Here is a 23,419-nt window from a genome sequence, read left to right as displayed (position 1 = left end):
GCAAAGCACACAAGCGTTTTTTGACATAAAAGAACCATATACATTATATCCATAAAAAATAAAAAATCATGCAAAAAATCATTTTACTCTTAACCCTTATTACATTTAACATGGTAACTGCTCAAACTAAGAAAAAGCAGATTCTATTGGTTGGTACTTTTCATTACGCCAATCCAGGTCTTGATGTTGCTCAACTAAATAGTTTCAATATCATGTCTGAGAAGAGCCAAAAGGAACTCGAAGTAATGAGTGACAAAATTAAAATATTTGGTCCCGATAAAATATTTGTAGAATGGGAATTTAACGAACAAGCCGATTTAGATAAGTTTTATAATAAAAACGCCGACAGTCTTTTTAAAACTAACAAAAACGAAATAACACAACTGGCACTTCGCACGGCTAAAAAACTAAATCATAAAAAATTATACGGAATGAATCTTTACACTTCTTTTCCATATGACAGTTTAATGATGTCAATGGAAAAAGCAAACCAAAAGGATTTATTAAAAAGAAATGATGAATCGAAAAAAAGGAATGAAAAAGAGCATAATGAAAGGATAACAAAAAGCTCATTACAAGAATTGATGCTACACTACAATAAAAAACAAACTGAAAGTAGAAATATTCAATGGTATTTAGAAATAGCAAACAGAGCTGGAAATCCAGATGATTTCACAGGACCGTCTTTAGTTTCAAATTGGTACAAAAGAAACTTATATATGTATTCTTTAATTCAGAAATTAACTGAAAGCACAGATAATAAAATAATGGTTCTAGTCGGTGCTGGTCACGCTGCACTGATACGAGAGTTTATAGAACACGATCCGACATTTGAAATAGTGGAACTATCAACTGTCTTGAAGTAGCCTCTAGTTATTTTACCGCAAAGCACGCAAGGTTTTTTTTGCCTAGGATTGTGGATATAAGTACAAAGTTCGCAAAGCTGTGTAGATAAAGCTTTGTGAACTTTGCGGCTAAAAAAAAAAGACCTCAAAGTTCACAATTTTTTTAGCCACTCCCGATAGCTATCGGGATAGAAGGATTAAAAGGATTTTTAAAATCTGTGTTAATCATTTTAATCTGTGGCTATATTTTTGACTTTATTCTAAGATTTTATCTCTCGCAGATTTTGCAGATTGAGCAGATTATTTTTATGCTTTATCTTTAAAAATCTGCTCAATCTGCGAGAGAAAATATATACCAACTTTTTTTAAAATTTTTCACTGTAGAGATGCACTGCAGTGCATCTCACGTCATGTAACCACACCGATTAACTTTGCGTAGACGCACTGCAGTGTGTCTCTACTGCTTTATAAAACAAAAAAACCATTCCTTTCGGAATGGTTTTTATATATAAATTGATTTCTTATTTTAATTAAGAAAGAGCAGCTTTAACTTGGTCAGCAGCCTCTTGGAATTGAGTAGCTGATAAAATTGGCATACCAGAGTTGTCAATTAATTCTTTTGCAATTTCAGCATTTGTTCCTTGCAAACGAACGATAATTGGCACATTGATAGCATCACCCATGTTTTTGTAAGCATCAACAACACCTTGAGCAACACGGTCACAACGAACGATTCCTCCGAAGATGTTAATTAAAATAGCTTTTACGTTTGGATCTTTTAAGATAATTCTAAAAGCTGTTTCAACACGTTTAGCATCAGCAGTTCCACCAACGTCAAGGAAGTTAGCAGGCTCAAAACCAGCATATTTAATTAAATCCATAGTTGCCATTGCAAGACCTGCACCGTTTACCATACATCCTACAGTACCGTCAAGATCAACATAGTTCAGACCAACTTCTTTAGCTTCAACTTCGATTGGATTCTCCTCACGGATATCTCTCATTTCAGCATATTTAGGTTGTCTGTATAAAGCGTTATCATCGATATTTACTTTTGCATCAACAGCCATAATTTTGTTGTCTGAAGTTTTCAAAACCGGGTTGATTTCAAACATAGAAGCATCAGAACCAACATATGCGTTGTATAATGAATCGATGAATTTCACCATTTCTTTGAAAGCATTTCCAGAAAGGCCTAAATTGAAAGCAATTCTTCTAGCCTGGAAACCTTGTAATCCAACATTAGGATCAATTTCTTCAGTAAAGATTAAGTGTGGAGTGTGCTCAGCAACTTCTTCAATATCCATTCCACCTTCAGTAGAATACATAATCATGTTGCGTCCTGTACCTCTATTCAATAAAACAGAAACATAAAACTCAGAAGTTTCGCTTTCACCTGGATAATAAACATCCTCAGCTACTAAAACTTTGTTTACTTTTTTACCCTCAGCAGAAGTTTGAGGAGTAATCAATTGCATTCCGATGATTTGTTCTGCCAGCTCTTCAACTTGTTGTAAGTTCTTAGCCAACTTAACTCCACCACCTTTTCCACGACCACCTGCGTGAATCTGTGCTTTTATTACATGCCATCCTGTACCAGTTTCGGCAGTTAATTGTTTTGCAGCAGCTACAGCTTCAACCGCATTATTAGCTACAATTCCGCGTTGAATGCGTACTCCGTAACTTGCTAAAATTTCTTTTCCTTGATATTCGTGTATGTTCATAATATAGAATTTGTCTGGTTCTGAATTTAGTTCAGAATAAAAGTGCGACAAAAGTAGCAAAATTCAACTTAATAGTAAAATCTTTTTCCAATTAAAAATGAGTCAAATTAATATTAACGAAGAATTCATTTTCAAAGAAAACAAATCGTTAAGCAATCGATGTTTAATTGTTAACTAAAAAACACTATATCGTTTGAGATTTAACAAAAATACCAACGAATTCAATACCTAAACAGCGATTTTTCCTAATATATTTTAAAACATATTGTCATTTTATCATTTCGCTATGCCTTAAATAACGATTTTATTAATTAAGAAGTCTTTTTCTAATATTACAGCAAAAATGAAAGCCAAATTACATTTTCAATACATTATGTTTAACGAAATCTTTATTTTTGTAGAAAAAATATCAAGAATGAGAGTTAAAGAACAAGGGCTTTATTTGCCTGAATTTGAACACGACAATTGTGGTGCAGGATTTATTTGTAATTTGAATGGTATTAAGTCAAATGATATTATTCACAAAGCATTAGACATCTTAATTAAATTAGAACATCGTGGTGCCGTTAGTTCTGATGGAAGAACTGGTGATGGAGCCGGAATTTTATTCGACATTCCTCATGATTTTTTTAAGAAAGTATGTGACTTTGAAATCCCTGAAACGCGTGAGTATGCAGTAGGAATGGTTTTTTTACCAAAAAGCAAAAACCAGGTTTCCTTTTGTATTAATGCATTTGAATCAACTATTAAAGATCAGAACTTAAAGATCTTAGGTTGGAGAGATGTACCTGTTGACGTTGAAAATTTAGGACAAATCGCCGCAGAAAAAGAACCAACAGTTAAACAAGTTTTCGTTTCTAAAAACGGTCAGGATTTAACTGAAAATGAATTTAATGCAAAACTTTTTGCAGCTAGAAAAATTGCAGAACATGCCATAAGAGGATCTAAAACCTCTGAAAGTCACATGTTTTATTTCTCTAGTTTATCGACCACTACTATAATATATAAAGGTTTATTGATGCCGGAAGACATCAGCCGTTATTATATAGATTTGAAAGATCCGGACCTGGTTACACGTCTTGCACTTGTACACCAGCGTTTCTCTACCAATACATTCCCGTCTTGGGACTTAGCTCAACCATTTAGATACATGTGTCACAATGGTGAGATCAACACACTTCGTGGAAACGTAAGCCGTATGCGTGCTCGTGAAGAGCTTATGCAAAGCAAAGTTTTTGGCGATGATATTAAAAAATTATTCCCAATTATCTTAGAAGGAAAATCAGATTCGGCTTCTATGGATATGGTGGTTGAACTTTTATTAATGACAGGTCGCTCGCTTCCAGAGGCAATGATGATGGTAGTTCCTGAAGCTTGGGAAAAACACCAAACGATGTCTCCGGAGAAAAGAGCTTTCTACGAGTTCAACGCTTGTATCATGGAACCTTGGGATGGTCCAGCTTCTATTCCGTTTACAGATGGAAACGTAATTGGTGCTTTACTAGATAGAAATGGTTTACGTCCTTCTCGTTATACATTAACGCATAGTGGATTTGTAATTATGTCATCTGAAATTGGTGTATTAGACATCGATCCGGAAGATGTAATTCAGCACGGTCGTTTAGAGCCAGGAAAAATGTTCCTGGTTGACATGAACGAAGGTCGTATTATTGAAGACGAAGAAGTTAAGAAAACGATAGTTACAAAACGTCCGTACCAGGAATGGATAGACGAGAACTTATTGCCGTTATCTAAAGTTCCTTACACCAACAACCCTACTCCTGTTGAAAAATTAGATTTCTTAACAAGACAAAAATTGTTTGGTTACACGATTGAAGATTTAAAAACAATCATCAACCCGATGGGAGGTCAGGGAGCTGAAGCAATCAGTTCTATGGGTAACGATACACCTTTGGCTGTGTTATCAGATCAACCACAATTGTTGTACAACTATTTCAAACAATTATTTGCTCAGGTTACCAACCCGCCTTTGGATGGTATTCGTGAGGAAATCATCACTGATATTAGTTTAGCAATTGGAGGAGATTTCAATATTTTCGAAATTGAATCGAAACAATGTAAAAAATTAAAAATCCAAAATCCGGTTATTTCTAATGAGGATTTGGATAAGATTAGAAATATTGATCACGCAGATTTCAAATCGGCTACAATTTCTACTTTATACAAAATAGAAAAAGGAGTTAATGGTTTAGAAAGAGCGCTTGAAAAATGTGTTCAGGCAACTTTTAAAGCAGTTGAAGAAGGATGCAACATCATCATCTTATCTGATAGAGGTGTTAGCGAAGAATTAGCTCCAATCCCGATGTTATTGGCTTGTTCTTACATTCACCACTCTTTGAACATTTTACAGGTTCGTTCTAAATTCGGAATTATTATCGAATCTGCAGAACCAAGAGAACCTCATCATTTTGCTTTATTATTCGGATACGGTGCAAGTGCAATCAATCCTTATATGGTAAATGAAATTATTTACGATCAGGTTGAGCAAGGTTTCATTACCGGAGTAAAAGCAGATTATGCAGTTGTAAATTACAACAAAGCGATTGCAAAAGGAATCGTAAAAATCATGAACAAAATTGGTATCTCTACTTTACATTCATACAGAGCTGCTCAGATTTTCGAGATTTTAGGATTAAACAAAACATTTACATCTAAATATTTCCCTTACACGCCTTCAAGAATCGAAGGAATTGGTTTAATGGAAGTAGAAAAAGAAGTGAAGAAACGTTTCCAAAAAGCTTTCCCAAATTCAAAAATTGCAAACTTGCTTTCTCTTGAAATTGGAGGTATTTACAGATGGAGACGTGGCGGCGAAAAACACATGTTTAACCCGACAACAATTTCTAAATTACAACAAGCGGTTCGTTTAAACAGCCCTGAAAGTTATAAAGAATACTCTAATGCTGTAAATGAGCAAAGCTCAAACTTAATGACGATTAGAGGTTTATTTGAATTCAACAATCTTGATCCAATTTCTATTGATGAAGTAGAGCCTTGGACAGAAATTGTAAAGAAATTCAAAACTGGAGCAATGTCTTACGGGTCTATCTCTAGAGAAGCGCATGAGAACTTAGCGATTGCAATGAACAGAATTGGCGGAAAAAGTAACTCTGGAGAAGGTGGAGAAGATCCTAAACGTTTCCAGAAAGAAATTAACGGAGATTCCAGAAACTCTGCAATCAAACAAGTAGCGTCAGGACGTTTTGGTGTTTCGATCAACTATTTGACAAACGCTAAAGAAATCCAAATCAAAATGGCTCAGGGTGCAAAACCTGGAGAAGGCGGACAATTACCTGGAGAAAAAGTAGTGCCATGGATTGCTGAAACTAGAAACTCTACGCCTTATGTAGGTTTGATTTCACCTCCGCCTCACCACGATATTTACTCTATTGAGGATTTATCTCAGTTGATTTATGATTTGAAAAATGCGAACCGTGAAGCTCGTGTAAACGTAAAATTAGTTTCTGAAGTTGGAGTTGGAACCATCGCTGCCGGTGTTGCTAAAGCAAAAGCTGACGTTATCTTAATTTCAGGTTATGACGGAGGAACGGGTGCTGCACCATTAACTTCATTACAACATACAGGTATTCCGTGGGAACTTGGTTTAGCTGAAGCGCAACAAACGCTTATTTTGAACGACTTAAGAAGCCGTGTAGTATTAGAATGTGACGGACAATTAAAAACGGGTCGTGACGTAGCTATCGCAGCTTTATTAGGTGCAGAAGAATTCGGTTTCGCAACGGCTCCGCTTGTAGCTTCCGGATGTATCATGATGAGAGCTTGTCACTTGAATACTTGCCCGGTTGGTATTGCAACTCAGGATCCTGAATTAAGAAAAAATTTCAAAGGAACGCCTGAGCACGTAATCAACTTCATGTATTTTATTGCTGAGGAGTTAAGAGAAATCATGGCTCAGTTAGGTTTCAGAACTTTAAAAGAAATGGTTGGTCAATCACAAAAATTAAATGTGAACAAAGCGATCAAACACTATAAAGCAAATGGTTTAGACTTGTCTACAATTCTATACAAACCGGAAAAAGCGAAACATGTGCCAATTCACAATACAACAGAACAAGATCACCAACTTGAAAATGTATTGGATTTTGATATCATCAAAGAAGCGATTCCGTCTATTTATAGAAAAGAAAAAACAAGAGTAACCTTTAAAATTAAAAATACAGACCGTTCTGTAGGTGCTATTTTGAGTAACGAAATCTCAAAAATTTATGGCGCACAAGGATTACCTGATGACACTATTTTAGTTGATTTTGAAGGTTCTGCCGGACAAAGTTTTGGTGCTTTTGCAACAAACGGATTGTCATTTAAAATTCACGGAAACTGTAATGATTATTTAGGAAAAGGGCTGTCTGGAGGAAAATTAATTGTAAAAGTACCTCCTACTGCAACTTTCAAACCTGAAGACAACATCATTATCGGAAACGTTGCCCTTTACGGAGCTATTACCGGAGAGGCTTATATTAATGGTATCGCAGGAGAGCGTTTCTGTGTGAGAAATTCTGGAGCAACAGCAGTTGTAGAAGGAATTGGAGATCACGGATGCGAGTACATGACAGGTGGTACAGTTGTAGTTTTAGGAAAAACAGGAAGAAACTTCGCAGCTGGAATGAGCGGTGGTGTTGCTTATGTTTACGATCCGAATAACAAATTCGATTCAACGGTATGTAACATGGAAATGGTTGCATTTGACCCAATGGAAGAAGAAGATGTTACGAAACTAAGAAAACTGATCAAAAACCATTCATTGTACACCAGCAGTCCATTAGCAAAAAGAATTTTAGCAGACTGGGAAAATGAACAACAGCACTTCGTAAAAGTAATGCCGACAGATTACAAAAAAGCATTACAAAGAATTGCAGAAGAGAAAAAAATAGAAGAATTAATAGCGGGATAAAAATCAATTTCAAAAAATAAAATTCCAAATTCCAATGGCAATGAAAATGTCTTATTGAGCGATCCCGAAATTTCGGGAGAAGGATTGGAATTTGGAATTTAAAGAAATTGGAATTTAATTTAAAAAGTCATGGGTAAAATAGGCGGATTTAAAGAATATAACAGAGCCGACGAAAGTAATTTAGCAGTTGCAGAACGTGTTTCCAACTACAATGAATTTACTATTCCGTTAGCAAAAGATAAAATAAAAGAACAAGGTTCAAGATGTATGGATTGTGGTATTCCTTTTTGCCACAGTAGTTGTCCGTTAGGAAATTTAATTCCTGACTTCAACGACATGGTACATCAGGAAGAATGGGAAAGCGCTTTGAAGATTTTACAATCTACAAACAACTTCCCGGAATTCACAGGTCGCTTATGCCCTGCTCCATGTGAGAAATCATGTGTATTAGGAATTATCAAAGATCCTGTAGCCATCGAAAACATCGAGAAAAACATCGTTGAAAGAGGTTTTGCCGAAGGATGGATCAAGCCACAAGCTCCTAAAAAGAGAACTGGAAAAACTGTTGCTGTTATTGGTTCAGGTCCTGCGGGACTTGCAGCTGCTCAACAATTAAACAGAGCCGGTCACACGGTTACTGTTTTTGAAAGAGACAATGCAATTGGAGGTTTATTACGTTACGGAATTCCGAATTTCAAATTAGAAAAAGGAATTATCGACCGTCGTGTAGCGATTCTTGAAGCAGAAGGAATCACTTTTAAAACTAACGTAAATGTTGGGGTTAATTTTAGTGTTGAAGAATTAAACGCATTTGATTCTATCGTTTTATGCGGAGGAGCAACTGAAAGAAGAAGCTTGCCAACTAAAGGAATCGAAAGTAAAGGCGTTGTTCAGGCAATGGATTTCTTAACTCAGCAAACTAAAGTTTTATTCGGAGAGTCAATTCCGGATCAGGTTAAAGCAACTGGTAAAGATGTAATCGTTATTGGTGGTGGAGATACTGGTTCTGACTGTATTGGAACTTCTAACAGACACGGAGCGAAATCGGTAACTAACTTTGAGATTTTACCAAAACCTCCGGTTGGAAGAAGCGAAACAACTCCTTGGCCTTTCTGGCCGTTGCAGTTAAAAACATCTTCTTCTCACGAAGAAGGTTGCGACAGAAACTGGTTAATCAATACTAAAGAATTCATCTCGAATGATAAAGGCGAATTAACTGGATTAAAAACCGTTGAAGTACAATGGAAAATGACTCCGGGACAAAGACCAGAACTAATCGAAAAAGAAGGTTCTGAAAAAATCTGGCCTTGCGACTTAGCTTTATTAGCTCTTGGATTTACAGGTCCCGAGAAAACGTTAAGCGAGCAATTAGGCATAGAAACTGATATGAGAAGCAATTACAAAGCGCATAACTATCAGACAAACGTTCCTCACATTTTCACTGCTGGTGATATGAGAAGAGGACAATCATTAATTGTATGGGCTATTTCAGAAGGTCGCGAAGCAGCAAGAGAAGTAGATTTATTCCTTATGGGTTCTACTAACTTGCCAACAAAAGGAAAAGGAGATCTTCCTAGCTTGTAATTTTTAAGGTTCTGAGATGCTAAGATTCTAAGGGACTAAGGTTTTCCTTTCATACTGCATCTATAGAACTAAAAATTAAAACTATAAAAACACAACACATACTATTTACAAACCCTTGAATTTTCATTCAGGGGTTTTGTTTTTTTTTTCGCATTTTTTTTCGCCACGAATTCACGAATTTCTCTAATTTTTTTCTCGCTTTATATAAAACATAGCCCACGGTTTCAACCGTGGGGACGCAATCCAAATCCTCAAAGATAATCAGCGATATGCAACAATATGTTTCCCACGATTGAAACCGTGGGCTATGCTCAACAATAATTTCGAAAAAATTGTTTAAAAATTATTTATACGTTCCAATATAAATTAGAAAAATTCGTGAATTCGTGGCAAAAAAACTTAGTACCTTAGCATCTCAGAACCTTAGTAGCTTACAAAAAGGTTATAAAATTTCAAAAACAACAACTTTTTGTTCAAAAACAAACAATTTGTTATAATTTGTTATTTTTCTGCATTTAATTTGCAGTTACTCAAAAGAGTAATAACTTTGCTCAAAATAATTTGAAAAATGCAAGCAAAAGATTTACTGCAGTTAGCAGACCAATTTGGAAGTCCATTGTATGTTTACGATGCCGAAAAAATCCAATCTCAGTATAACAGGTTAACTAAAGCTTTCTCTAAGGTAGAAAACTTAAGAGTTAATTACGCCATGAAGGCATTGTCAAACGTTGCGATTCTTCAGTTATTAAAGAACATGGGGTCAGGCTTAGACACTGTATCTATTCAGGAAGTTTTATTAGGACTTCACGCTGGTTACGATCCTGAGAAAATTTTCTTTACACCAAACGGAGTTTCTCTTGAAGAAATCGAAGAAGTTGCCGCAATGGGTGTACAAATCAATATTGACAATTTATCGATTCTGGAGCAATTCGGAACAAAACATCCTCATATCCCAGTTTGTATTCGTATCAATCCGCACGTAATGGCGGGAGGAAATGCTAATATTTCTGTTGGACACATTGATAGTAAATTCGGAATTTCTGTTCACCAGATTCCTCACATCTTAAGAATTGTCGAAAACACAAAAATGAGCATTGTTGGAATCCACATGCACACAGGATCTGATATTTTAGATATCGAAGTATTCTTGTACGCTGCTGAAATCTTGTTTGATACGGCTAAACATTTCAAAGATTTACAATTCTTAGATTTCGGAAGCGGATTTAAAGTTCCTTACAAAAAAGACGATATCGAAACAGATATTGAAGAATTAGGTAAAAAACTATCTAAAAGATTCAACGCTTTCTGCACAGAATATGGAAGAGATTTAACGTTGATTTTCGAACCAGGAAAATTCCTGGTGAGTGAAGCAGGTCATTTCTTAGTAAAAGTAAACGTAGTAAAACAAACAACTTCTACCGTTTTCGCTGGAGTTGACAGTGGTTTCAACCACTTAATTCGTCCTATGTTATACGGATCTTCACACCATATCGAAAACATCTCAAACCCAAAAGGAAAAGAGCGTTTTTACTCTGTTGTAGGATACATTTGCGAAACAGATACTTTTGCAAACAACCGCAGAATTCAAGAAATTACTGAAGGAGATATTTTATCTTTCAGAAATGCTGGAGCTTATTGTTTCTCCATGTCTTCGAACTACAATTCAAGATACAAACCAGCCGAAGTACTGTGGATGAACGGTCAGGGAATCTTGATTCGTCAAGCTGAAACATTTGAAGATTTACTTAAAAATCAAATTCCGTTGCCACAAGAAGTTGCTGCAACAGTTTAAAATAAAAAAAAAGAATATCTAATTAGTCCCGTTTCTTAATTGAGGCGGGATTTTTTTTGTTTTTGATTTTTTTGTTTCACGCAGATTTGGCAGATTGAGCAGATTTATTATTTCCATTTTTTGTCAGGCTGAGCGAAGTCGAAGCCCATGCAAAGGAACCACAACGTTTGTCATTTCGACGAAGGAGAACCGAGCGATAGCGAACTGGCGAAGCAAATCTCTGCAAACTAAATTGTCAATATAGAACGCGGATGACACAGATTCGCCTTGCGAAAACACGGATTAAAACGGCTCTTTTTATTATATATTTTAGACTTTTTGCTATCCATTGTCAGGCTGAGCGAAGTCGAAGCCTACGCAAAGTAACCACAACGTTTGTCATTTCGAAGAATGAGAAATCTCCACAAGAAAATCGGCAAAAATACTCAGAACAGGATACTATTGAATACATCTTAATAGATATTTCCATGAATTTCTTTTTTTTTTTAATACGCTATTCCTCAAAAAGATCATCTATTTTTTTAATCAGAATACTTTTTTTGTTTTTTTTTATAACCAGTTCAATAAAAATATATTTATCATTGAAATATAAAATTTTAGGTTTCTCCGAATAACGCTCTTTTTTTTCAAGCTTATTAATCATATGATCAAAATTAGAAATGTTATTAAAGTTTTTAGATATGTTACTGTAGGAAATAAATGTTACACAGCAAATTATGATGGCATAGCTGGAAAAGAATAATTTATGTATAAAAACATCTTTTGTAATAAATTTATACATTATAAAAAATAAAATACCCAATAGCATATACATATAAGATATACATTCAACCAAAGAAGATATGTTGTCGATCGTAATATATTTTGGAACTTGAAATAAACTAAATAAGATTAAAATAAAACCTGCTATATAAATTATGATACTAAGGAAATCTTTGTCCATTTTTTCCTCTAAAACATCATCATTTGATTTAATTTGATTTTCATCTTCAACAAGAATAATTGGAACTGTAAAAATCAGTGGTAATACAACTATTAGTAAAAATAATATCCCGTCGGATAATAATTGCGATATAGAAAAGAACCGAATCATGTTGCTTGACAAATTACCAAGTTTAATAATTTGCCAGATCCCACCAAATAATGTCGGTATAAGCGCAATCATTGATAAATTATCTTTTATATTGTTATATAATCTTGTAAGATACTTGTTCATACATTATTTTTTTAAGTAGAAAAAATCTAAAAGAAAACTGCCAAAATTGGTTTTAGTGAAATTATCAATCCCTCTTACAAGTATATATAATCCTCCAACAATACCCATATAATTTTGAAATTTCCAATTGCCAAATTCAAAATTGAAATCATTTGTGGAAAGTACAATTAATATAGTTGCCAAACCTACCGAAAGTTCAATTAAAGCATAAATAAGTCTAAATCTTTCTCGTAATAACCAGAAGTAAATACCCAGCGTTAAAGAGTAGAAAGCAATTAAAACATACTGAATATATCTACCATAACTTTTAGAAAAAAGTACATACACTATAGTCAAAAAAGCCATCGTTAGCGTTATAATGACAAAGTATTTTACTGACTTTATATCTTTTTCAAGCTCTAATTGCTTCCGATCGTTTCTTAAAATGTGATCTTCTAATTCCTGACTTATAATCTTCGAATCTTCTATAATTTTTTCAATCTCTTGCTTAGCTTTATTTTCTTTAGAATTCATTGAATTTTTCTACCTATATTTTTTTCAAACATACAATAAAAAACAATGAAAGTAAATTCTCCTAAAATTATCTTTTGCAATATACAAATCCCGCGCCTTCAAGAGAACCCGATGCAAAGTAACCACAAGTTTCTTATCTCATCCTGAAAAAGGTTAACAAATTTAAACTTAATCCTAAAATAGCTTTACAATGAGTCCACAAGCGAAAACCTTACGTCGGCGGGTCTCTTTCAATCCATGGTTTTCGACTATATTTTTACTTAACTTTAATTCACAAAAGAATATCTTTGCAACCAACCCTTAATGTATTGAAAATAAAAATTAAACTTAAAGATTTCAAATAAAAAAGATCTACTTTTAGCTTCGTAAATTCGTAATTCTAACCTAATAATGAAAAAAATTATGCTAATAATGATTATTCTATCAGGCTTTTTTCCTGCTGCTTTAGCAATCATGCAATATTGTGAAAACAATAAAAAAGAAGCAGAGGCTAATAAAAAAGAGCATGAATTACAGTCAAAAATTGATAATTTAAACGAAAGCAATTCAAATTTAATAAGTCGAATATCTCAGCTTCAATCCGATAATTTAAATTTATCTCATCAATTAACTGAAACTTCTTTACATCTTAACAAAAGTATAATTGGAGAAAACAATCTTGAATTTAATATAATTCCATGTAGCCAAACTGAATATCACTTTACAATAAAAAACAACGATGATTTACCTGCTTTAAAAGCTAAAATCTTAATTGAAAATTATAACGAAATTATTAATTGTGATATATTAGAAAAAACTGACAATAAAATTATATTTGATGATGCATGCTATACCAAAAACGTTTCACAATTATTGGAAACAGACATTAATGCTGGAATGAATATTGAAATCCCTACAAAAAAATATAAAATCAAATCCCCACATGACTATTATAATTTTGTAATCCATTCAACAACAAGAAAAAACACCACCATAACTTACTATGTTTTCAAATATATAGATGGTGAATTTAAAAAATCCTACAGGGTTTATGATATTATTAAGGAGAAAAAAGTTTTTAGAAACGAAGTAAACAATTTAAATCTTTCTCCTGAATATTGGAATACTCACTTCTTTTTAGATAAAGAAGTTTTACGTAAAGTAAAGTAAGACTCGTTAGCGCGGATTTGTAATCCGTGCCCGCAACGATGAGCATAATTCTTCTTCATTGACTTTGTAGACACTGAACACAGATTAATTGCAAAAAATAATGATTCAAAAAAGTATTTGAAATACTTTTTTTAAAACAGAAAATGTTTTTTACTTCGTGGAAACCAACAACTCTCGAACATCCACTTTCAAATATTTAGAAATTTCATAAAGCGTTTCAATAGAAGGCTGAGCTTCATTAGTACACCAACGCGAAACAGTTGACACCGTTTTACCTAAATGATTGGCTAATTCCTTACTAGTTCTATTGTTTTCAACTAAAACAACTTTTATTCTATTTAACTTAAGTTTTGACACAATGTTGATTTATTGATATTTTATGCAAATATCTTATAATTTAAATATAAGAAAAAGAATAGTTCAAACACTCATAATTGCTCTAAAAGCGCAATTTAGTTCTCTAAAAATATTATTTGTAGTATAATTTTTACTATTTTTGTTTCATAAAAAAATAACGAGATGAAAAAATTAGCTATAAGACGATTAAAAATTCACCCAAAACATGTTTCACGATCATATAGTTATGTTATATTCCCCGAAATTCGTCTTTGTGGAAAATGGCTTCAGGATCTCGGCTTTAAACACGGAAGCTTCGTAACTATTGAACAACTTCAAAATAAAATCATTATCACAACTAATGATGATTTTGAAACAAAAACGGATATTTAGAAAAATTACTAAAAGGAAAATAATTTCTCAGCAATAAAAATTCTGTAAAAACACAAATATCTTATGATTTTGTGTTTTTTTTGTAAAACCAAATCAAAAATAATCAACTACAATAGCGCGCACTTTTAATAAAGAAAAAAATTCATGAAAACACTTTGCTTAATACTAATATTTCTGGGATTGGCAATAACTGGAATTGAAATTATAAATGATTTTGAAAAAACTAAAACATTTTATGCCTCACTAAATCCTCATAAATATTACTATAAGGATATTTTATATATAAATAACAAAATATCCCCTTCTTCTATTAGCAGCAATAAGACTTCTTGGATATTTCAAGGACTTTGCAAATCAGATAAATTAAAAACAGGAATTTCTATACCAAAAAATATTGTAGAGGAAAGAGGATATTTTGGTGAAAATAAAATTTCAATCTGGAGAATCAAAATTGCTAAAAACGTAATTCTTTACAGAAGACAAAACAATACAATTAATAGTGCTTTCTCCTATGAAATGCGAAATTATTGGATTGGCTCATTATTTATATTTATGGTTACGCCTGCCTTTATTTGCTACATTATAATAAAAAGAAAACAAATTAAAATACATTAAAAGCATAACTCTTGTCAAACAATCTTTTTGTCTTTCAAGATCAAGTTAAAATATTATTTTTAGTACCAAATCAATCCCCAAAAACAATGAAAATTACAATCCCCCTATCAACCCTACTCCTACTATTTACAACCAATTTATTCAGCCAAACCATTGCTGATTTAAAACTGAAACCGAAAGAAATTCCTAAAAGCTACACTTTGCGCGATGGTAAATATTGTATTACCGATCAGGCTTGTACTTTTTATACCGATATTGAAACCTACAGCAATATTGTTGGAACGGTAAAAAGCAAAAGTATTCAGAGTTTCAAAAGTCCGACAGACAGCGGTTCTATCATGTATTTTGAATTTGATAACAGATTTAAAGGCGACCGATTTCTGCAAGGATTATTGTGGGGAAAAGACGGTCAGCCCACAGATGCGCATCCGGAAGAATATCTTGCAAAAGGAAAATTCCTGATCATTTGGAGTTTTCATCCTGACAGTGATCTTAAAGAAAAATCAGAAACTAAAATAGAAGCACTTTTACAATAAAAACCTAATCAAAGCTTCATTTTAAATCAGTAATTTTGATCGATAAAAAATAATACAAAATGAAACCACAAATACGAATCCTGTTTTACTCTATGCTCTTTTTTTTATATCTAACTTCAACGCACTTATTGCTTTCGTTGGGTGAATACTTAAAAACGGATCCATATATAACCTTGGGCTGTGGTTTTGCAGTTTTAAATCTTATTTATGCTTTTGTAGGTTTAAAATGGACACCTTTACTTAATGTAATTTACGCTGTTGCCATTGCCGTTTTGGCACTATTTCTGGCCTTGAAGTTTACAAATTTACATCTGTTTTTTAAATACGATCCCTATCAGGTTAAAACTGCCATATTCTCCAATGCTGTTTTTTCTATTATTTTTTGGGAAATTGTGTATCAGGTAAAAAGTAGAAAAAGATAAAAATATTCAATTGCCCCTGGCTTTAACTGGAGGTTAATTTATAGAGTCTCAATGGGGCTTTAGCCAAAAATTACATGTTTTTGGCTAAAGCCCTTTTCTTTTTCCTAACATTTCTACCTTCAGCTAAAGCTGAAGGCAATTCATTTTTTGTCCACATTAAGGATTTTCAAAAAAAAACAAATGCTTCTGAAAGTATTATATTCCCTCTTAATAAACTGAATTAAATTTCTTCATTTTCGTACGTATTTTTCTATATTAGCATCTTGAATTTTCCAAGCCAAAACAAATTTACATGAAAATTAAAATTTTAATCCTAACCTCCTTACTGGCTGTTTCCTGCAAAAAAGAGGCAAAAACAGAAAACGAAGAGCCTCTGGTTGTTCAGAAAAAAACGGAAAAGGTTGCAATTAATGAGACGTCCGAAGATGTAAAATCAGATACTATTGTAATTTCGACCAAACACAAAACAAATAAAATTTTATGTGATCTTGATGGAGATCAATTAGACGAAACCGTAGAAATCGTAAGAAGTACCAAAAACAAAAAAAGCGGTCTGAAAATTACATACGGAAACGGAAAAAAGACCGATTATTTTGGTTTTGGAAACACTGTTCTGCAACAAGGTTTTGACGAAATTGACTGGGTTGGCGTATTTGAAAAAGCGCCAAAAAACGGAATTTACTGGAACAATGTAAGTGATGAAGGTGAAATCATGGGCGATGACGAAATAAAAGAAGAAGACAAAATAAAATTACCAAACGACGGAATCTTTATTCATGCCGAAGAAAGCTGTGGCGGAGGAATTATTTACCTCAAAAATGGCGAATATGAATGGATTCAGCAGGAATAGCAAAACACATTCACTTTTAACTTTTAACAATTCTGAATATGAAAAACACATTAGAAATTGCCAATCGTTTTAAAGAAGTAATCCTGAACGGAACCTGGATTGCAAATACCAATTACAAAGATCAACTCGAAAATCTGGATTGGAAAATTGCAGTTTCACCATTGCAAAACGCAAATACAATTGCACTTCTGGCGCAGCATATTCATTATTATATAAAAGGAATAAACACCGTTTTTAAAGGCGGTCCACTCGATATAAAAGACAAATTCAGCTTTGATTTTCCACCTATTGAATCACAACAACAATGGGAAACTTTTCTAATCTCATTTTGGAAAGATACAGAAGAATTTGCTTCCTTAATCGAACAAATGTCTGACGAAAAACTAGACGAAGGTTTTGTTGAAGAAAAATACGGTACCTACAAAAGAAATATCGAAGCCATGATCGAACACAGTTATTACCATTTAGGGCAAATTGTGCTCATCAAAAAATTATTGACCAATTAAAAAACCTCTTTTTAAAAATTGTAAAGATTCAAAACACAGCAATTTGTACCTGATAAAAAATCCTTAATGAAGAAACTAATTTTACTTTTACCCTTTTTGATTTTGTTTTTTAGCTGCAAAAAAGACAAACAATTACCTAAAAAAGCAAACAATATTGCTGTTGAAGATACCGCAAATACAACCGATACGCAAAATGACAGTATCGCTTTATTAGAGCTAACGAGAAAACTTTATAAATGGGAAGAGGAAAAAAGTACAGGAGAAGATTTTAGCCCCAGGAAAAATAAAGAAACAGACAGCATATATTCTGGTATGGATTTGTCGCTGCACAAAGCAAGGCTTAAAGAACTGGAAAGCACCAATTTATTTTCAAAGGATTTTATTGCAAACTACAATAAAATAGCACTAAAACTTGAAACCGAATTTAAAAATGGCACTTTGGTTTGGAATGTTGGCGAACTCCCTCCGTTTGGTCCGGATTCTAGTCCGTGGTGTGGCTGTCAGGATTTACCCAATAATTTTTTGGAGAAAATCTGGATCATGCATCTTAATATTAAAAACAATACAGCAAGCTATAACTGGAGCTGGGGCGATGGTGTGGTATATAATGTAAAAGCCGTAAAAGAAAACAAGGTCTGGAAAATCTCTTATCTCGAAGGTTTTGATTACGAAGGCTATCTGGGCACGTTTGCAAAAAACAATGATTATACCGGAAAATGGCAAAATGGTATGGTTTCGTTAAATATTGGAGATAGTTCTTTAGCGTTTGAATATCACGGACAATGTGTTTACTTTTACCCGGTTCGTAAAATAAGCGATACAGAATTTGAAATGATCTGGTCCAGAGAAATGGATTGCAAATTTGACAATGGCACAGATAACACTTTCGGATTAAAAAATGTTCCTAAAATTGGAAAACCATTTTCAAAGATTACACTTAAAGACAACGTTTTACATGTTCAGTATTATTATAAAGAATGGGTAGACAAGTATAGTGCACAAATAACTGATGTTTTTACAACTGAATATTCAAGAGTAAAAGAAGACTATTAAAATAATTATATGGAAAACATAAATAAAACATACAGAAAAGGCGCTATTGGAGCTCTAATTGACGAATACGAAAGAGCAATTTTAGATTTAAGCCAAACCATTTCAGATTTTAGTGATGTTGAACTTATTACGATAATTGATGGTCAGGACGCACGTTGCGAATCCGTTCAGGCTACGCTTGCACATGTAGTACGTGCCGGATATTCTTATGCATCGTATGTTCGCCAAATATCTGGTGAGCAGGGTGATTTTCGCGAAATGGTATTTAGAAACACAATTTCTGAATTTCAAAAGGATATGACTGATTTTTTGATTTTCACAGAAAATAGTTTTAAGAACATCACAGACCAACAACTGGAAGAAAATGACAACCAGAAAAAAATCATGACTTCATGGGGGCAACTTTATGATATTGAACAAATAATGGAACATGCCATTGTGCATATTTTACGTCATAGAAGGCAACTTGAAAAATTTAAAATACTATTGCGAAACACTACTAACAAGTAATCGGGAGAAGGAATTTAGAAAAAACAGGGGCGATTAGTTCTTATAAAATCCCTTTAATCTGTTCCTGAAAAATCTTAAAAAAGGCATAGTTGTTGAAACTTAAAAGAGATATATTTACACCCTCAAAAGGAATACCTATGCAAAAAATTACTATACTCTTTACTATCTTATTTTTAACCCTTTCGTCTTGTGGCGTAAAAACAACACAATCACTTCTTAGCGATGGTAATTATGATGCTGCCATAGATCGTGCTGTTGAAGCTTTAAGAACCAAAAAAGATTCTAAAGGAAAACAAGATTATGTGTATTTGCTGGAAGAAGCTTTTGCAAAAGCCAAAGACCGCGATTTGCGCAATCTGGAAATGATGTCTAAAGAAGCAAATCCGTCAAACGCTGAACGCATTTACAATACTTATTTACAATTAAATAACCGTCAGGAAAAAATTCGTCCTTTGTTGCCTTTACCTTTATTGAAGCTAGGAAAAAATGCAACTTTTCAGTTTGATAATTATTCGGATGCAATTGTAAACAGTAAAAATGCACTTTCAAAATATTTATACGAAAACGCTTCTGCCCTATTGAAATCAAACAATAAAATGGATTTCAGAAAGGCTTACGATGATTTCTTCTATCTGGAAAGCATTAATCCCGGATATAAAAATGCAAAAAAGTTAATGGATGACGCTCAGTTTAAAGGAACTGATTTTGTTGATGTTTATGCCCGTAATGAAACCAATATGGTAATCCCGAAAATGCTTCAGGATGATTTACTGGATTTTAAAACCTACGGATTAAATGATAAATGGACCGTTTACCATAATGCAAGACAAAAAAATGTAAACTACGATTATAGCTTAATCATCAATTTTAGAGCAATTCTTATCTCGCCGGAACAAATAAAAGAGAAAGAATTTACCAAAGAAAGACAGGTTAAAGATGGCGTAAAAACACTTTTGGACAGTCGCGGAAGACCCGTTAAAGATACTTTGGGAAGAGAAATTAAAGTGGATAATTACAAAACACTTCGCGCAACGGTATACGAGTTCAGACAATTTAAATCGTGTCAGGTTACGGCAAAAGTAGATTATATCGATTTGAGATCAAATCAGTTGGTTCAGACGTTTCCTTTAACAAGTGAATTTATCTTTGAAAATATTTATTCTACTTACAAAGGAAACAGAGAAGCCTGCGACAATAATTATTTATCCTATTTTGATAAACGTGCTGTACCTTTCCCAAACAACGAACAAATGGTTTATGATACAGGCGAAGATTTAAAGGCCAGACTTAAAGATATAATTGTAAAAAATAAATTTAGATAATGATACAGGATTTTAGCAGAACAACTCCAAAAAGTGCCGTAAATTATTTTCGAAATTGTATTGCCAATGGTGACCTGCAGGGCGTATTAGGCTGTTTTGATAAAAACGCCACCTACATTAATAGAGAGGGACAAGAAATAAAAGGTCTTGAAAATATCGAAAAAGAAATGCAGCATCTTTGTAATTGGAAACCTGAAATAACAGGAAGTAATTACAGAGAAACCATTGTAGATGATCTTGCAATCTGGGTCGACAAATGGTCTATGAAGGCAAAAACACCAGATGGAAATCCTATAGAAATGAACGGTGCAACAAGTTGCATGATGAAAAAAAATGATAAAGGAATCTGGCTTTGGCTTGTTGATAATCCTTTTGCAGCAGCTATTTTCGAAAATTAAGTTTATACTCAAATATCCTTACAAGGCACATAAAATGTGCCTTTTTTTATTTTATCTACTTCAAAATCAAAAAAATATCATTTTTTTTATTGCGCAACCAAAAAGTTGCTTATATTTGCAACTGATTAGTTGCGTAATTATATATAAAAATGAAACGAGATATTTTTCAGGCCATTGCCGATCCGACCCGAAGAGCGATTTTAGTTTTAATTTCCTCAACTGCATTAACTCCAAATGCACTTGCAGAACAATTTAAAACTACACGACAAGCTGTATCTAAACACATTAAAATTTTGAATGAATGTGATTTGCTGGAAGAGAAAAAAATGGGCAGAGAAATTTATTATCAACTTAAAATTGACAAAATGAAGGAAATTGATCATTGGCTGGAACAATTCAAAGCCATTTGGGAAAATCGCTTTGATCAATTAGATCAGGTATTAATGAATTTAAAATCTAAAGAAAATGAAATCTAATCTTTTAATGAATTTTTCCGTAGATAAGGAAAATAAAATGGTAAATGTAAAACGCGAATTTGATGCGTCATTATCACACGTTTGGGCAGCCTGGACAGAGGCTGATCTTCTGGACCAATGGTGGGCTCCTGCCCCATTTAAATCCAAAACCAAAAGCATGGAATTTAAAGAAGGCGGACGAAGACTTTATGCAATGGTAGGACCTGAAGGCGATTCAAGATGGAGTACTTTTGATTATACTTCGATTTCCCCAAAAACAAATTTTAAACATACTACCACTTTTTCTGATGAACAAGGAAATCCGAATTCAGAATTTGGAAGTTCATATTGGGATATTACCTTCTCTGAAGAAGGCGGTTTGACAGTTGTAGATATTGTGATAACACGTGACAGTTTTGAGGAACTGCAAAAAATAATCGAAATGGGCTTTAAAGAAGGATTTACATCTGCACTAAATAGTTTGGATAAAATCTTTGAAGCTAAAAAATAAAACCATTTTTATAAACCGAATTAAGTCTTACTAACTAAAAAATAAAAAAAATGAAATCGAATCTTTTAATGAATTTTACAGTAGATAAAGAAAATAGTACCGTTAATGTAAAACGTGAATTTAACGCACCATTGTCCAGCGTTTGGTCGGCATGGACAGAAGCTGAAATTCTGGATAAATGGTGGGCACCCGCACCATGGAAATCCAAAACTAAAAGCATGGATTTTAAAGTGGGCGGACGAAGATTATATGCCATGATTGGTCCTCAGGGTGAGGAACACTGGGCAATTGCAGATTTTACTTCAATAAGTCCAAAAACAAACTTTAAGTATCTGGATGCATTTTCAGACAGCGAAGGAAACCTGAATAAAGATTTTCCACGTTCAGACTGGAATGTTACTTTTTCAGAACAAGGCAATACTACTTTTGTTGATATAGTAATCAAACACGAAAAACTTTCTGATCTGGAAATGATTATCGAAATGGGCTTCAAAGAAGGCTTCACCATTGCAATGGAAGGTTTGGATAAAGTTTTTGAAGAAAAGTAAAAAAAATCTTATCAATATAATCCCGTTTCAGTTTGAAATGGGATTTCTTTTTTATTTCCACATTTAGTTTTGGTTTCAATCCATTTTTCAATCCAAAATCAAAAAAACAATAGTGTTATATTATAATTTTAATTCGTAATTTCACTTAAAGAAAACATTTTAAGCACAACATACCACAAGCCTTTGTGGATTATTAAATACCCTATAATGAACCGAATTATTACCATTACCTTCCTGTTATTTTCTTCAATTTCTATTTTCAGTCAAAATAATAAAACAAAAGCAACCGAAACTACCAAACCATTTGTACTTGGAGTTATCGAGGAATTACAATCTAAAGAATTAGGAGAAAACAGAATTCTAAATATATATTTACCTGAAGGCTATAATCCAAAAGACGATGTAAAATACCCTGTTATTTATCTCCTGGATGGCTCTGCCGATGAAGATTTTATTCATATTTCCGGATTAGTACAATTTAATAGTTTTGAATGGATCAATCAGGTTCCTAAATCTATTGTTGTTGGTATAGCAACAGTAGATCGTAGACGTGATTTTACATTTCCAACTACTCTTGAAAAAGATAAAACTCGTTTTCCTACTACTGGACATTCTGATAAATTTATCGCTTTTATCGAAAAAGAATTACAGCCTTTTATAAATAAAAAGTACAAAACAACAGCTTCTAAAACCATCATTGGTCAGTCTTTAGGAGGATTATTAGAAACCGAAATCTTACTCAAAAAACCATTTCTTTTTAATAAATATGTAATTGTAAGCCCTAGTTTATGGTGGAATAACGGTTCATTGCTAAATGCAGATTCTGAAATGCTACAGGAAAATTTCAATCGGCAAACAGATATTTACATTGCAGTGGGAAAAGAAGGACTTACGCCTACAGAAATCCCGAGAGTTATGGAAGTTGACGCTAATTTATTAGCAGAAAAAATAAAAGCATCAAAAAGCAAAAATATAAAAGTCTACTTTGATTATTTACCAACAGAAAATCACGGAACTATTTTGCATCCGGCAGTTTCAAATTCTTTCCGATTTTTCTATCCTCAGAATAAAGAATAAAACAGAAAATTGCCTTTTACAGGCGTTTCAAAAACTTTTGTATATTTGCAGGAGTAAAAATCAAGCGGATCATTTTATGTGAAAAATAATTTCTTTCAGGAAAAATAGATAGTAAACCCAATGTGGTTGGC

23 protein-coding genes are annotated in these 23,419 nt (G+C 33.3%); 19 read left to right on the top strand and 4 right to left on the bottom strand.

Features of this window, described 5'->3' with window-relative positions; translation table 11 throughout:
- The first annotated feature begins 68 nt into the window (after positions 1 to 68).
- The gene (locus KHA98_RS17980) at positions 69 to 866 is read left to right on the top strand and encodes a DUF5694 domain-containing protein (RefSeq protein ID WP_213259277.1); all 798 of its coding nucleotides are present in this window, start codon (positions 69 to 71) and stop codon (positions 864 to 866) included.
- Positions 867 to 1,375: 509 nt separating this feature from the next.
- On the opposite strand, the gene sucC is transcribed toward KHA98_RS17980, so the two are convergent.
- Positions 1,376 to 2,569: an ADP-forming succinate--CoA ligase subunit beta gene (gene sucC, locus KHA98_RS17975; protein ID WP_213259276.1), complete on the bottom strand. Its 1,194-nt coding sequence runs from the start codon at positions 2,567 to 2,569 to the stop codon at positions 1,376 to 1,378.
- Positions 2,570 to 2,984: 415 nt separating this feature from the next.
- Between sucC and gltB the strand changes: the two genes are divergently transcribed.
- From gltB to lysA, 3 genes are all read left to right on the top strand, one after another.
- Positions 2,985 to 7,502, top strand: a complete 4,518-nt coding sequence (gene gltB / locus KHA98_RS17970) for a glutamate synthase large subunit (RefSeq protein ID WP_213259519.1) — start codon at positions 2,985 to 2,987, stop codon at positions 7,500 to 7,502.
- A gap of 129 nt (positions 7,503 to 7,631) precedes the next feature.
- A complete protein-coding gene (locus KHA98_RS17965; protein ID WP_213259275.1) occupies positions 7,632 to 9,086 on the top strand; it encodes a glutamate synthase subunit beta in 1,455 nt (484 codons plus the stop codon).
- Between the two features lie 568 nt (positions 9,087 to 9,654).
- Positions 9,655 to 10,878, top strand: a complete 1,224-nt coding sequence (gene lysA, locus KHA98_RS17960; RefSeq protein ID WP_213259274.1) for a diaminopimelate decarboxylase — start codon at positions 9,655 to 9,657, stop codon at positions 10,876 to 10,878.
- A 493-nt stretch (positions 10,879 to 11,371) separates the two neighbouring features.
- Here the strand turns inward: lysA and KHA98_RS17955 are convergent, their stop codons facing one another.
- Positions 11,372 to 12,094 (bottom strand): hypothetical protein, encoded by a 723-nt coding sequence (locus KHA98_RS17955; RefSeq protein WP_213259273.1) that lies wholly within the window; start codon positions 12,092 to 12,094, stop codon positions 11,372 to 11,374.
- 3 nt (positions 12,095 to 12,097) lie between these two features.
- On the bottom strand, positions 12,098 to 12,607 hold the full coding sequence (locus tag KHA98_RS17950; RefSeq protein ID WP_213259272.1) for a hypothetical protein: 510 nt from the start codon (positions 12,605 to 12,607) through the stop codon (positions 12,098 to 12,100).
- A 411-nt stretch (positions 12,608 to 13,018) separates the two neighbouring features.
- On the opposite strand from KHA98_RS17950, the gene KHA98_RS17945 reads away from it, so the two are divergent.
- Entirely contained in the window at positions 13,019 to 13,756 is a 738-nt protein-coding gene (locus KHA98_RS17945) for a hypothetical protein (protein WP_213259271.1), read from the top strand.
- Between the two features lie 150 nt (positions 13,757 to 13,906).
- Here the strand turns inward: KHA98_RS17945 and KHA98_RS17940 are convergent, their stop codons facing one another.
- On the bottom strand, positions 13,907 to 14,113 hold the full coding sequence (locus KHA98_RS17940) for a helix-turn-helix transcriptional regulator (RefSeq protein ID WP_213259270.1): 207 nt from the start codon (positions 14,111 to 14,113) through the stop codon (positions 13,907 to 13,909).
- A 162-nt stretch (positions 14,114 to 14,275) separates the two neighbouring features.
- Between KHA98_RS17940 and KHA98_RS17935 the strand changes: the two genes are divergently transcribed.
- From KHA98_RS17935 to KHA98_RS17870, 14 genes are all read left to right on the top strand, one after another.
- The gene (locus KHA98_RS17935) at positions 14,276 to 14,485 is read left to right on the top strand and encodes a SymE family type I addiction module toxin (RefSeq protein ID WP_213259269.1); all 210 of its coding nucleotides are present in this window, start codon (positions 14,276 to 14,278) and stop codon (positions 14,483 to 14,485) included.
- 144 nt (positions 14,486 to 14,629) lie between these two features.
- Complete coding sequence (locus tag KHA98_RS17930; RefSeq protein WP_213259268.1) at positions 14,630 to 15,100, top strand: hypothetical protein; 471 nt, start codon at positions 14,630 to 14,632, stop codon at positions 15,098 to 15,100.
- A gap of 86 nt (positions 15,101 to 15,186) precedes the next feature.
- Positions 15,187 to 15,636, top strand: coding sequence for a hypothetical protein (locus tag KHA98_RS17925; RefSeq protein ID WP_213259267.1), 450 nt, complete (start codon positions 15,187 to 15,189; stop codon positions 15,634 to 15,636).
- 59 nt (positions 15,637 to 15,695) lie between these two features.
- Positions 15,696 to 16,058: a hypothetical protein gene (locus KHA98_RS17920; RefSeq protein ID WP_213259266.1), complete on the top strand. Its 363-nt coding sequence runs from the start codon at positions 15,696 to 15,698 to the stop codon at positions 16,056 to 16,058.
- Positions 16,059 to 16,350: 292 nt separating this feature from the next.
- Positions 16,351 to 16,908 (top strand): hypothetical protein, encoded by a 558-nt coding sequence (locus KHA98_RS17915; protein ID WP_213259265.1) that lies wholly within the window; start codon positions 16,351 to 16,353, stop codon positions 16,906 to 16,908.
- Positions 16,909 to 16,946: 38 nt separating this feature from the next.
- Complete coding sequence (locus tag KHA98_RS17910; protein WP_213259264.1) at positions 16,947 to 17,414, top strand: DUF1572 family protein; 468 nt, start codon at positions 16,947 to 16,949, stop codon at positions 17,412 to 17,414.
- 66 nt (positions 17,415 to 17,480) lie between these two features.
- A complete protein-coding gene (locus KHA98_RS17905) occupies positions 17,481 to 18,467 on the top strand; it encodes a hypothetical protein (protein WP_213259263.1) in 987 nt (328 codons plus the stop codon).
- Between the two features lie 9 nt (positions 18,468 to 18,476).
- A complete protein-coding gene (locus tag KHA98_RS17900) occupies positions 18,477 to 18,977 on the top strand; it encodes a DinB family protein (protein WP_213259262.1) in 501 nt (166 codons plus the stop codon).
- 137 nt (positions 18,978 to 19,114) lie between these two features.
- The gene (locus KHA98_RS17895) at positions 19,115 to 20,299 is read left to right on the top strand and encodes a hypothetical protein (RefSeq protein ID WP_213259261.1); all 1,185 of its coding nucleotides are present in this window, start codon (positions 19,115 to 19,117) and stop codon (positions 20,297 to 20,299) included.
- Entirely contained in the window at positions 20,299 to 20,697 is a 399-nt protein-coding gene (locus KHA98_RS17890; protein WP_213259260.1) for a YybH family protein, read from the top strand. The genes KHA98_RS17895 and KHA98_RS17890 overlap by 1 nt, the downstream gene beginning before the upstream one ends.
- Before the next feature lie 149 nt (positions 20,698 to 20,846).
- The gene (locus KHA98_RS17885; protein WP_213259259.1) at positions 20,847 to 21,173 is read left to right on the top strand and encodes an ArsR/SmtB family transcription factor; all 327 of its coding nucleotides are present in this window, start codon (positions 20,847 to 20,849) and stop codon (positions 21,171 to 21,173) included.
- Positions 21,163 to 21,663, top strand: a complete 501-nt coding sequence (locus KHA98_RS17880; protein ID WP_213259258.1) for an SRPBCC family protein — start codon at positions 21,163 to 21,165, stop codon at positions 21,661 to 21,663. Before KHA98_RS17885 ends, KHA98_RS17880 begins: the two co-directional genes overlap by 11 nt.
- Positions 21,664 to 21,713: 50 nt before the next feature.
- Complete coding sequence (locus tag KHA98_RS17875) at positions 21,714 to 22,211, top strand: SRPBCC family protein (RefSeq protein WP_213259257.1); 498 nt, start codon at positions 21,714 to 21,716, stop codon at positions 22,209 to 22,211.
- A 207-nt stretch (positions 22,212 to 22,418) separates the two neighbouring features.
- Complete coding sequence (locus KHA98_RS17870) at positions 22,419 to 23,288, top strand: alpha/beta hydrolase (protein ID WP_213259256.1); 870 nt, start codon at positions 22,419 to 22,421, stop codon at positions 23,286 to 23,288.
- Positions 23,289 to 23,419: the final 131 nt, after the last annotated feature.

It is taken from the genome of Flavobacterium branchiicola, from assembly GCF_018383905.1.
Taxonomy (GTDB): domain Bacteria; phylum Bacteroidota; class Bacteroidia; order Flavobacteriales; family Flavobacteriaceae; genus Flavobacterium; species Flavobacterium branchiicola.
The sequence above is the reverse complement of the archived record's forward strand: the minus strand, read 5'-3'. Positions and strand labels throughout refer to the sequence as shown.

Coding starts and splice junctions, on each gene's coding strand:
- KHA98_RS17980 (WP_213259277.1), top strand. CDS start 69: ATGCAAAAAATCATTTTACTCTTAACCCTTATTACATTTAACATGGTA.
- lysA (WP_213259274.1), top strand. CDS start 9,655: ATGCAAGCAAAAGATTTACTGCAGTTAGCAGACCAATTTGGAAGTCCA.
- KHA98_RS17950 (WP_213259272.1), bottom strand. CDS start 12,607: ATGAATTCTAAAGAAAATAAAGCTAAGCAAGAGATTGAAAAAATTATA.
- KHA98_RS17915 (WP_213259265.1), top strand. CDS start 16,351: ATGAAAATTAAAATTTTAATCCTAACCTCCTTACTGGCTGTTTCCTGC.
- KHA98_RS17875 (WP_213259257.1), top strand. CDS start 21,714: ATGAAATCGAATCTTTTAATGAATTTTACAGTAGATAAAGAAAATAGT.
- KHA98_RS17885 (WP_213259259.1), top strand. CDS start 20,847: ATGAAACGAGATATTTTTCAGGCCATTGCCGATCCGACCCGAAGAGCG.
- KHA98_RS17925 (WP_213259267.1), top strand. CDS start 15,187: ATGAAAATTACAATCCCCCTATCAACCCTACTCCTACTATTTACAACC.
- KHA98_RS17935 (WP_213259269.1), top strand. CDS start 14,276: ATGAAAAAATTAGCTATAAGACGATTAAAAATTCACCCAAAACATGTT.
- KHA98_RS17910 (WP_213259264.1), top strand. CDS start 16,947: ATGAAAAACACATTAGAAATTGCCAATCGTTTTAAAGAAGTAATCCTG.
- KHA98_RS17900 (WP_213259262.1), top strand. CDS start 18,477: ATGGAAAACATAAATAAAACATACAGAAAAGGCGCTATTGGAGCTCTA.
- KHA98_RS17920 (WP_213259266.1), top strand. CDS start 15,696: ATGAAACCACAAATACGAATCCTGTTTTACTCTATGCTCTTTTTTTTA.
- KHA98_RS17870 (WP_213259256.1), top strand. CDS start 22,419: ATGAACCGAATTATTACCATTACCTTCCTGTTATTTTCTTCAATTTCT.
- KHA98_RS17895 (WP_213259261.1), top strand. CDS start 19,115: ATGCAAAAAATTACTATACTCTTTACTATCTTATTTTTAACCCTTTCG.
- KHA98_RS17945 (WP_213259271.1), top strand. CDS start 13,019: ATGATTATTCTATCAGGCTTTTTTCCTGCTGCTTTAGCAATCATGCAA.
- KHA98_RS17880 (WP_213259258.1), top strand. CDS start 21,163: ATGAAATCTAATCTTTTAATGAATTTTTCCGTAGATAAGGAAAATAAA.
- gltB (WP_213259519.1), top strand. CDS start 2,985: ATGAGAGTTAAAGAACAAGGGCTTTATTTGCCTGAATTTGAACACGAC.
- KHA98_RS17955 (WP_213259273.1), bottom strand. CDS start 12,094: ATGAACAAGTATCTTACAAGATTATATAACAATATAAAAGATAATTTA.
- KHA98_RS17890 (WP_213259260.1), top strand. CDS start 20,299: ATGATACAGGATTTTAGCAGAACAACTCCAAAAAGTGCCGTAAATTAT.
- sucC (WP_213259276.1), bottom strand. CDS start 2,569: ATGAACATACACGAATATCAAGGAAAAGAAATTTTAGCAAGTTACGGA.
- KHA98_RS17905 (WP_213259263.1), top strand. CDS start 17,481: ATGAAGAAACTAATTTTACTTTTACCCTTTTTGATTTTGTTTTTTAGC.
- KHA98_RS17965 (WP_213259275.1), top strand. CDS start 7,632: ATGGGTAAAATAGGCGGATTTAAAGAATATAACAGAGCCGACGAAAGT.
- KHA98_RS17930 (WP_213259268.1), top strand. CDS start 14,630: ATGAAAACACTTTGCTTAATACTAATATTTCTGGGATTGGCAATAACT.